This window comes from Actinocrinis sp., assembly GCF_035938995.1.
Taxonomy (GTDB): domain Bacteria; phylum Actinomycetota; class Actinomycetes; order Streptomycetales; family Catenulisporaceae; genus DASZGI01.
The window spans coordinates 1-9656 of the sequence record NZ_DASZGI010000011.1 but is presented as its reverse complement, the minus strand read 5'-3'; the positions used below and the strand labels follow the sequence as shown (position 1 = coordinate 9656).

The 9656-nt window shown below is 70.8% G+C and carries 9 protein-coding genes; 2 read left to right on the top strand and 7 right to left on the bottom strand.

The annotated features are described in order from the left end of the window. Together VGZ32_RS00665 and VGZ32_RS00660 are read right to left on the bottom strand one after the other, a co-directional pair. Positions 1-1413, bottom strand: a 1413-nt coding sequence (locus VGZ32_RS00665; RefSeq protein ID WP_326883759.1) for an MFS transporter, incomplete at its 3' end; no start/stop codon positions are given. A gap of 189 nt (positions 1414-1602) precedes the next feature. After that, positions 1603-2505 carry an NAD-dependent epimerase/dehydratase family protein gene (locus VGZ32_RS00660; protein ID WP_326883758.1) on the bottom strand — a complete coding sequence of 301 codons (903 nt, stop codon included), beginning with the start codon at positions 2503-2505 and terminating at the stop codon, positions 1603-1605. Positions 2506-2645: 140 nt separating this feature from the next. Here VGZ32_RS00660 and VGZ32_RS00655 point away from each other — a divergent pair, with 140 nt between their 5' ends. After that, entirely contained in the window at positions 2646-3368 is a 723-nt protein-coding gene (locus VGZ32_RS00655) for a TetR/AcrR family transcriptional regulator (RefSeq protein WP_326883757.1), read from the top strand. Between the two features lie 77 nt (positions 3369-3445). On the opposite strand, the gene VGZ32_RS00650 is transcribed toward VGZ32_RS00655, so the two are convergent. From VGZ32_RS00650 to VGZ32_RS00630, 5 genes are all read right to left on the bottom strand, one after another. Continuing rightward, positions 3446-4264, bottom strand: a complete 819-nt coding sequence (locus VGZ32_RS00650) for a carbon-nitrogen hydrolase family protein (RefSeq protein ID WP_414642437.1) — start codon at positions 4262-4264, stop codon at positions 3446-3448. 53 nt (positions 4265-4317) lie between these two features. Further along, on the bottom strand, positions 4318-5793 hold the full coding sequence (locus VGZ32_RS00645) for an APC family permease (protein ID WP_326883755.1): 1476 nt from the start codon (positions 5791-5793) through the stop codon (positions 4318-4320). 241 nt (positions 5794-6034) lie between these two features. Next, positions 6035-6766, bottom strand: coding sequence for a GntR family transcriptional regulator (locus VGZ32_RS00640; protein ID WP_326883754.1), 732 nt, complete (start codon positions 6764-6766; stop codon positions 6035-6037). Between the two features lie 69 nt (positions 6767-6835). Next, positions 6836-8320, bottom strand: a complete 1485-nt coding sequence (locus VGZ32_RS00635) for an APC family permease (protein ID WP_326883753.1) — start codon at positions 8318-8320, stop codon at positions 6836-6838. 239 nt (positions 8321-8559) lie between these two features. Next, positions 8560-8859 carry a YciI family protein gene (locus VGZ32_RS00630; protein WP_326883752.1) on the bottom strand — a complete coding sequence of 100 codons (300 nt, stop codon included), beginning with the start codon at positions 8857-8859 and terminating at the stop codon, positions 8560-8562. 314 nt (positions 8860-9173) lie between these two features. On the opposite strand from VGZ32_RS00630, the gene VGZ32_RS00625 reads away from it, so the two are divergent. Continuing rightward, on the top strand, positions 9174-9656 hold a 483-nt coding region (locus VGZ32_RS00625; RefSeq protein ID WP_326883751.1), incomplete at its 3' end, for a hypothetical protein.

The following is a 9656-nucleotide window of genomic DNA, read 5'->3' as shown; positions in this document are numbered from 1 at the left end:
GAACGCCTGCTGGTTCGACTCGGCGACACGGTAGCGCTTGACGACGAGCACGGGTCCGTCGTCGGGATCGGGCTCGAAGACCAGGACCGGATCCGGCCAGTGGGAGGAGATGTTGCGGTCAAGCTTCCCGGTCAACGCGAGCAGCGGACGCCACGGCGTGGTCAGCGCCACGACGCCGAGCAGGGCGGCGGCGATGCAGAGCGTCGCGCCGACCCCGATCGCGCCCGCCAGCAGGCCCCACAGCAACGAGCCGACGGCCTGGCCGCCCATGAAGACCAGCAGATAGGCGGCAAGTCCGCGGGCGCGCACCCAGGCGGGCAGCGTCAGCTGCAGCGAGGCGTTGAGCGTGGACAGCGAGGCGAGCCACCCGAACCCGCCGAGCAGCATGAAAACGGCGACGACCGCCACCCGCGCGGCCCCAAGCGGAACCGCCAGGCTGAGCGTGGCCAGGCCGAACAGGAGCGCGGACCCCGCCAGGACCTGATTGGCCGACAGTTTCACGCGCAGCCGCGGCAGCGCCAGCGCGCCGCCCACCGCGCCGACGCCGAGCGCGCCGAGCAGCGCACCGTATCCGCCGGCACCAAGGTGCAGGGGGCCGGCCGAGACGACCGGCAGCAGCGCCCACAGTGCGCTGCCGGGCACCACGAACAGGGCTGCGCGCAGCAGGATGCGGGTGACCGCCGGGGCGTTGCGCACGTAGCGGGTGCCCGCGTTCAGCGCGGCGAGGGCGGCCTCGGCCTGCTGCCCGCTCCCGGTCGGCTTGCGCCGCCACACCGCGAGCGCCGCGACGACCCCGAGGAAGGAGACCGCGTTGATCGTGAAGACCGCGGCCGACCCCGCGACGGCCACGATCACGCCGGCCGCGGCCGGGCCCACGGCGCGCGCGAGGTTCACGGTCAGGCTGCCGAGCGTCGCGGCCGCCGGGATCTGCTGACGCTCCACCAGTTCGGGCTGGATCGCCTGCCAGGCCGGTCCGGTGATCGCCTGCCCGCAGCCCAGCAGGAAGGTCAGCGCCAGCAGCGTCGACGGCGTGGTCAGGCCCACGGCGGTCAGCGCCGCCAGCACGCCGGCGATGACCGCCATCGCCGCCTGCGAGGCGAGCAGCAGGCGGCGGCGGTCGAACGCGTCGGCGAGCACTCCGGCAGGCAGCGAGAGCAGCATCACCGGCAGCAGACTCGCGGTCTGGACCAGCGCAACCAGGGTCGCGGCGTGGTCCCGCTCGACCAGCAGCCACTGCGCCCCGACCGTCTGCATCCACGAGCCGACGTTGCTGCCGAGCTGCGCGAACCACAGCGAACGGTAAACCCCGTTGCGCATAGGCGCCCACGAGCCGCCCGAGGCCGCAGCCGCGTCGGCGCCCCGAGGCGGCCGATCAGAATCGGCGTGTCGGGATCCAGCGTCGGCGCTCGGCATTTTCGCAGTTTGCCATCGATGCAGGCGGGCGCGCTGCATGCGCGACGGGTTTCCTTGCCGAGCGCCTCATCCGCACAGGTCATGCAGCATGTTCGTACTCGTGCAGGGTGCCTGGAGCAGCCTGACCGGCGCGGATGAGGCTCTCGGCAAGGACAGGGCTCGTCCAGGATTGGCAGCCCTTTACGTCTTTTACATCTTCCCGACGTTCCGCAGCGCGGCGTCCAGGTCGGACGGCTTGAGGCCGAAGGTCTGTTCGGTGAGCGTCGTGTCGATGACGAACGGGCGCACGAACTGGTAGTGCGTCGCGCGCAACTCGCGCATCATCGGCGAGACCAGGCCCGCCGACCACAGCACGGGGTAGGGCAGCGCCGAGATCTTGGCCTTCGGGGCGCCGTTCACCTCGGTGAAACGGGTCGCGAGCTGGCGGACGGTCAGGGGCGGGTTGGTCGGGACGAGCCAGGCTTTGCCGAGAGCGCGCTCGTCGGTCGCGGCGGTCACCAGCGTCGCGGCCACGTCGGGGATCGAGGTCCAGCTGTGCGGGACGTCGAGGGCGGCGGGGATGTAGGCGCGCTTGCCGGCCAGCAGGGGCTCGCCGATGTAGCTGAAGACCGAGTTGGCCTCGATGTAGTCGCTGGCGCGGACCTCGGTGGCGCGGATGCGGCCGGCTTCGTGCAGGGCCATCGCGTCGCGGAACATGTCGGCGCGCAGTTTGAGTTTGGGGTGCGTCGCGGACAGCGGCGTCTCCGGGGTGATCGGACCGGTGACGGGGCCGTAGCCGTAGAGGTTGCTCGCGGTGGCGAGGACCGCTCCGGTGCGCTCGGCGGCGGTCAGGAAGGCCGCGGCCAGCGGCGGCCAGTCGGTGAACCAGCGGTGGTACAGCGGGCTCGCGCAGTTGTAGAGCGCTGCCGCGCCCCTGGTCAGATCCGTCAGCCGGTCGGCGTCGGTCGCGTCGGCGGCGACGCGCTCGATGTTGGCGTGCGCCGGACCGCCGCCGCGGCGGGTGACGATCCGGACCTCCTCGTCGCGCTCGGCGAGCAGCTTCGCGGTGGCCGTGCCGACCGGGCCGGCGCCGACGATCACGTGCAGGGACATCTCGGGCTCCTCCTTCTGAGGTCCCCTGAGCTGGGAGACCCTCGTCAGATGAGAGCAGTGCTCTCTATTGGGAGCAATGTCCCGCAAACGCATGCTCCATGTCAAGAGCACTGCTCTCGTTTGTGTGCGATAATCTCTTCATGCCGGACAGCGCACCCTCCCTCCGGGCCCGGGTCCGGGCCGAGATGACCGAGGAGATCAAGCGCGTGGCGCTGCGCCACCTGGCCACGGACGGCACGGCGCTGTCGCTGCGGGCGGTGGCCAGGGACCTGGGCATGGTGTCCTCGGCGCTTTACCGCTACTTCGCCAACCGCGACGAGCTGCTGACCGCGCTGATCGTGGACGCTTACAACGTGCTCGCCGAGGAGGTCGAACGCGCGGACGCGGCTGTCACCGACCGCGCCGACGTCCTCGGCCGCTGGCTGGCGGTCGGCCACGCGATCCGCGCCTGGGCCGTGGCCAAGCCGCACGAATACGCGCTGATCTACGGCAGCCCGATCCCCGGTTATGCCGCGCCGACGACGACGATCGAACCCGCGACCCGTCCGGTGCTGGTGTTGGGGGGAATCCTGGCGGACGCGCGCTCGGCGGGCGTGCTGCCGGAAAAAGATGTCACGCTCGAGGGCGGCAGCCCGCTGGGTCACAAGCTCCGCGCCGAGATCGAGACGGTGGCCGAAGTGGTCGGCGCCGAGGTGGACGCGGCAGCCGTGGCACGGGCGTTGCTGGCGTGGACCGAGCTGTTCGGCGCGGTCGGCTTCGAGGTCTTCGGACGCTTGAACAACGTCATCGCGCAGCGCGAGGAGTGGTTCGACTGGCAGCTGCGGTCCATGGCCCGGTTCATAGGGCTGGGAAACCGTTCTTGAGCATCGAGTACGTCTGGCGCGGAGAGTTCACGACGAGGAAGCCGACATGTGCGGCTCGTTTATCGGACGGGCTCTGATCACAGATGCGCCTTGTACAGGTCTGTTCGGCGGTCGACGAGGTAGGTGTTCAGCCTGCGCGAGGCTTCGAGAGCCTCCGGTCGCAGGTCGGCGAAGATCAGCGCCTGGCTGTTTCCGGCGGCGGCCAGCTCGCGGCCGTCCGGAGACACCACGCGGCTCTCGCCGCAGTATTCGAAGTCGCGCTCGAGGCCGACGCGGTTGGCGTAGGCGATGAACAGCTGCGACTCGATGGCGCGCGAGGGCACGATCTGGTGCGAGACGTACTCGAACGGCCGCATGTTCGCGGTCGGCACGAGCAGCACCTGCGTCCCGGCCAGGGCGTGGGCCCGCACCGCCTCCGGGAACTCGACGTCGTAGCAGATCAGCAGACCGATGACGACGCCGTCGAGCTCCGCTTGCACGACCAGTTCGTCCCCGGCGGCGAACGCCGCGCGGTCGACGTCGCCGAACAGGTGCGTCTTGCGGTAGTTCGCCAGTCGGCGGCCGTCCTGGCCGATGAGCTGGGCAGCGTTGTAGACGCCGCCGTCTGCGCGCTCGGGATAGCCGTACAGGATCGCGATGCCGTGTCGTCGTGCGATGTCCGCGATGTCGGCGGCTGACGGGCCGTCGGCGGGTTCGGCCATGGCGGATGTCGTGGCCGAACCGAGGTGGTAACCCGTCAGGAACATCTCCGCCGTGATGAGCAGCCGCGCGTCGCCCGCGGCCGCCTGGGCGGCGGTGCGCTCGAGCAGCGCGAGATTGGCGGCCCGGTCGGCCACCGGGTCCGGTGAGCCGTGCGGGTAGTACGTGTGCGGCCCCTGCAAGCAGGCCACGCGGATATCCATGGCGTCTCCCGGATATGGGGCGGCGCCGACGGGCGCCGCCCCGTTGTTCACTCTGCGTCGGCGACGATCGATCCGACCCGCTCGCCGAGCGTCGGGTCACGGCGGGTGAGCACGACGGCGTACACCGCGGAGGCGATCAGCACGCCCAGCGCCAGGTACGGGAACCAGTTGTACGGCGCGGGCTGGCCCGGCTTGGCCAGGTAGTACAGCGGGACGATGATCGCCACGGCTCCCAGCGCCGGCAGCACACCGTGCTTGACGGCGCTGAACTGCGCGCGGTGGTGCCTGCGGTAGTAGAACGGCAGGGCGATGTTCGAGGCCAGGTACACCAGCAGGATCAGGATGGTGCCCATCGTGGAGGACTGCGCGAAGAAGCTCACCGGGTCCATCGGCCCGGCGTGCCCGAGGATATGGCCCAGGCCCCAGCCGCCGATGATCAGGACGGCGGCCGCCACGAACGCGACGATGGCGTTGGTGGGGGTGCGCCGGGTCGGATGCACCCGGCCGAGGAAGGCCGGCAGCAGCCCCTCGCGCCCGGCGTTGAACAGCATGCGGGTCTGCGAGTTCACACCGGCGATCAGCGAGCCGAGGGTCGAGGTCATGCCGGCCAGGTAGGCGAAGAACGCCAGCGCGCCCAGGGTGTCGTGCGCCACGTTGATGAAGGGGACGTCGGCGGCGCCCACCTTGTTCACGTCGTAGCCGAACCCGGTGACCGTCGCATAGGCGAACAGCACGTAACTGACGGACATGATGGCGACCGAGGAGAACACTGCGCGCCCGACGTTGCGCCGCGGGTCCTGGCTCTCCTCGGCCAGCGCCGCAGAGTTCTCCCAGCCGATGAACAGGTACACCGCCAGCGGGAAACCCGCGGCCAGCCCGGACATCCCGTGGCTGATATGGCTGGGCAGGAACGGGGTGACCGACAGGTGGCCGCCGTGCTTGGCGATCGCGGCGACCGAGACCACGACCAGCACGAGCATCTCCACCGCGAGCAGGAGCCCGGCGACCTTGGTGGACACCGCGACGCCCCGCACGACGAGGGCGACCGACAGGCCGGTGAGCAGCAGCGTCCAGATGATCCAGGGGACGTTCCAGCCGAGGTAGTAGTGCAGCGTCGTCTCCAGGAACCCGCCGGAGATGGCGATGACCGAGGAGATCGCAATGATGTAGCCGACCGCGACGAGCAGCGACGTGGTCACCGCGCTCGTGCCGCCGAACGTCTTGCCGACGAAGGTGATGAAGCCGCCGGCCGAGGGGTGCGCGCGGGAGAACTGCGACAGCGTGTTGCCCAGCAGCGCCACCGTGATCCCGGCGGCGATGATCGTGAGCGGCGAGGCCACGCCGGCGGTGGTGGCCAGGAACCCGAACCCGAAGTAGAAGCTCATCGCCGGGCCGATGTTGGCCATCGTGGAGCTGGCGATGTCCAGCAGTCCGAGCGATCCGCCGCGCAGGCGGTGCCGACTCGGTCCGGCGTCGGCGGAGGGTGGTTCGAGGCGTGTCGAGGCAGGGTCGAGCGCGGGCATGGATGCTCCTTGGGCGGCTGAGGCAGGTGGGAGGGCCGGTACCGCGAGGGCGGTCGCGCGGCTTGTCCGGGCCCGGGGGATCGGCGCTCCGGAGGTGCGGACGGCTGGCTAGCCAGAAAATAGCTCAGGTCGAGCAGATAGACAAGGGGTAATGGCTCGTAGTGAGCAGATATCGTTCGGCGGAATCGGCCAACCGCGGCGGCTCAGGGTCGGGCGCAGCGGGGAAGGCTGGTCGCGCCGCTCACAGCCCGCTGATGAGGGCGAGCTGATGCGCCTTCAGCGCCGCGACGGCCGCGTCCAAGTGGCCGAGTTCGAGGGCCGTGAGCAGGTCTGCATGGTGCTTGTTCTCCCCGCGCAGCAGCGCGGCCGGCGGCGCGGGCGCCAACAGGCACAGCTGCCCGAGGATGTCGGCCACCTGCTCGCCGGCCACTCCTTCGCCCAGCGCCTCGGCCAAACCCAGGTGGAAGCACGTCTCCAGGCGCAGCAACTCGGACGGGTCCTCGGCCGCGTCCATCTCGGCGACGACGGCGCGCAGGTCCGCGTCCCAGTGCGCGGGCAGCTCCCCGGTGGAGCGGGCGACCAGTCCGCACTCCAGCAGCAGGTGGAAATCCTTGAGCGCCGCAGCCTGTTCCCCGTCCCTGAACGCCGCCGCCACGGCGGCCCATTCGCCGGCGACGAACGTGCCGCCCACGCGGCCGCGCCGGCGGTCCAGCAGACCGTCCTGGCACATGGTCTCCAGCGCCCGCCGCACCGTCATCTCGCTCATGCCGAAGTCCTCGGCGATGACGCCGGCGTCCGGAAGCCGGTCGCCGGGAGACAGGTGCGCGAGCCGCACCTGCAGCGCGATGCGCGAGCGGATCAGCTCGGCTCCGGTCTGCGCCCGCACGGGAAGGCGGGCACGGATCGCACCGCGCCCGGCGGCCGTGCCCGCCGACGCCGGGTACAGACCGAACTTCCCCGCTGTATTCGCCACGCCGGACACTCTATTCGCGCGCGTCGCCGCGGCAGGCGTACCGCGTGTACCGCGTGATGGTGCCCATACTCACTCCTCGTATCCGTCGGCGACGACCGATCCGACCCGTTCGCCGAGCGCGGGGTCGCGGCGGGTGAATATGACCGCGTACACCACGGACGCGGCCAGCAGGCCGAGCGCCAGGTAGGGGAACCAGCTGTACGGTGCCGGCTGGCCCGGTTTCAACAGGTAATACAACGGGATGACGATCGCCGCGGCGCCGAGCGCCGGAACGACGGCGTGCCTGACGGCGCGGAACTCGGTGGGCCGGTAGCGGCGGTAGTAGAACGGCAGGGCGATGTTCGAGGCCAGATACACCAGCAGGATCAGGGTGGTCGCCATCGTCGAGGCCTCGGCGAAGAAGGCAGTGGCGCTCATCGCGGGGTGGTGCCCGAGGACGTGCCCCAGGCCCCAGCCGCCGATGATCAGGATGGCGGCGGCGGTGAACGTGGTGATCGCGTTGGTGGGGGTGCGCCGGATCGGATGGACGTAGCCGAGGAAGGCCGGCAGCAGCCGCTCGCGTCCGGCGTTGAACAGCATGCGGGTCTGGGAGTTGGTGCCGGCGATCAGCGAGCCGAGGGTCGAGGTCATGCCGGCTACGTAGGCCAGGAAGGTGAACGCGCCCAACGCTCCCTGCGCCACGGTGAAGAACGGGACGTCTGAAGCGTGCACCTTGTCCATCGCATAGCCGAACCCGGTGACGGTCGCGTAGGCGAACAGCACATAGCTCACCGCCATGATGGCGACGGAGGAGAACACCGCGCGCCCGACGTTGCGCCGCGGGTTCTCGCTCTCCTCGGCCAGTGCCGCGGAGTTCTCCCAGCCGATGAACAGGTACACCGCCAGCGGGAAACCCGCGGCCAGCCCCGACATGCCGTTGCTGATGTGGCTGGGCAGGAACGGGGTGAGCGACAGGTGGCCGCGGTGTTCGATGATCGCAGTGACCGAGACGATGACCAGGACCAGCATCTCCACCGCGAAGAAGAATCCGGCGACCTTGGTGGAGATGACGATCCCGCGGACCATCAGCGCCAGCGCCAGGCCGGTCAGGATCAGCGACCAGACGAACCACGGCGGGCTCCACCCCGCGTAGCGGTCCAGGGTGGTGGCCAGCAGTCCGCCGGACACCGCGATCACGGCCGAGATGCCGATGATGTAGCCGAGGGTCACCAGCAGCGCGGTGGTCACCGCGCTCGTGCCGCCGAACGTCTTGCCGACGAAGGTGATGAAGCTGCCGGCGGACGGGTGGGCGCGGGAGAACTGCGACAGCGTGTTGCCCAGCAGCGCGACGACGAGGGCGGCGGCCACGATCGTGAGCGGCGAGGCCACGCCGGCGGTGGTGGCCAGGAATCCGAAGCCGAAGGCGAAGCTCATCGCCGGGCCGATGTCGGCCATCGTGGAGCTGGCGATGTCCAGCAGGCCCAGGGCGCCGCCGCGCAGGCGCTGATGCTGCGGCCTGGCGCGGGGGGACGCGGACAGCACGGACATCAGCGGTCCGGAGCCGGGCTCGACCATCGCGGTGCTCCTTGGGCGGCAGGGGCGGACGGGGGTCAGTTCTGCCCACACGCCGGTCCCCGACTCGGACGAGCGGCGCGGGGCCTTGCCGGGAACAGCCGGTGCCCGCGAAAATAGTTCAAGGCGATCGGATAGGCAAGGGGTGGGTGAAGAACAGCGCGCTCGCACGGGCGGGCGCGCTCGCGGGCGAGGACCAGGCCGCCGGGCGTGGAGAGCGTGCGGAGCGGGGCGGGGCGGTCCTAGGGTCGGCCGCGCAGGAATGATGCGCGGAACGGGCGAAGCTCCAGGTGTGCCAGGCCGCTGGCCGAGATGGGGTCGCCGTCCATGATCGCGCGTGCGGCCTGTTCGTCTTCGGCTTCGAACACGGCGATGCCGGTGTTGACCGGACCGAGCGTCGGGCCGGCCAGGATGAGCGTCCCCTCGGCCAGCAGGCGCTCAAGCCGCGCCGCGTGCTCCGCCCAGACCTGCTTCTCCGCGTCGGTCATCGTCGCGGCGAAGTCCCGGCGCGGTGGGTGGATGAAGTAGATCCATTCGGCCACGCGGCCCAGTGTCAGCGGCGCCGGGCATAGCGTCAACACCGCGTCCCGGGCATCTGCCGGCCGACTGCGGTGCGCCGACGGTGCGTCGGGCGCCGATGCCTGTCCGATTAACCCATAAAATCCACGGGAAGCGCGGATCGCGTGTTCGCTGGTTCTCTGCTGGGCGCGCGGGACGGCTGCGGCCGACTCGAGAGGCGGTTGACCGTGTGGGTTCGGCGGCAGGTTCGGACAGCCGCTGCGGCGGCGCTCGGGGTCGCGCGGCCGGGGCCGGTCATCCGTGGCCCGCGCCCTCGCGCTGGCGTACGGTGTCGGACGTGCCGCTCTTCCGTCCCAGGTGCCCGGTGCCGCCGCGCGAGCAGGCGTGGATCGAGAAAATGCTCCTCTGGTGCGTGGACCGGCTCGGACACCTGCCGTTGCGCCAGCCCGTCGTCGAACCCACCAATGCCTTCTTCCCGGGCGCTTATCTCGGCACGGAGCAGGACGTGCTGCGCACCGTGGACCAGGTCAGAGCGCATCTCGCGATCAGCGCGGACCGGTTCACGGTCGAGGTGGCGGTCGACGACGACATGCCCGGCGAACTCGGCGCGATGCCGCTGTTCCCCGTGCGGCGCGCCGTCGTCGCAGGGCACTACCAGCAACGCGAGGGGCGCGGGTACGTCCGGATCGACCCGTCGCAGGCCGGGGACCGCATGCGGCTGGTGGCGATCGCGGCCCACGAGCTGTGCCATGAGCTGCTGCTCGGCCGGGGCGGCGTGCCCGGCGCGGACGGCGACGACCACGAGCCGCTGACCGACCTG

Excerpts from the sequence above, each read along its gene's own strand:
- VGZ32_RS00660 (WP_326883758.1), bottom strand. The coding sequence starts at position 2,505 with ATGTCCCTGCACGTGATCGTCGGCGCCGGCCCGGTCGGCACGGCCACC.
- VGZ32_RS00635 (WP_326883753.1), bottom strand. The coding sequence starts at position 8,320 with ATGGTCGAGCCCGGCTCCGGACCGCTGATGTCCGTGCTGTCCGCGTCC.
- VGZ32_RS00645 (WP_326883755.1), bottom strand. The coding sequence starts at position 5,793 with ATGCCCGCGCTCGACCCTGCCTCGACACGCCTCGAACCACCCTCCGCC.
- VGZ32_RS00655 (WP_326883757.1), top strand. The coding sequence starts at position 2,646 with ATGCCGGACAGCGCACCCTCCCTCCGGGCCCGGGTCCGGGCCGAGATG.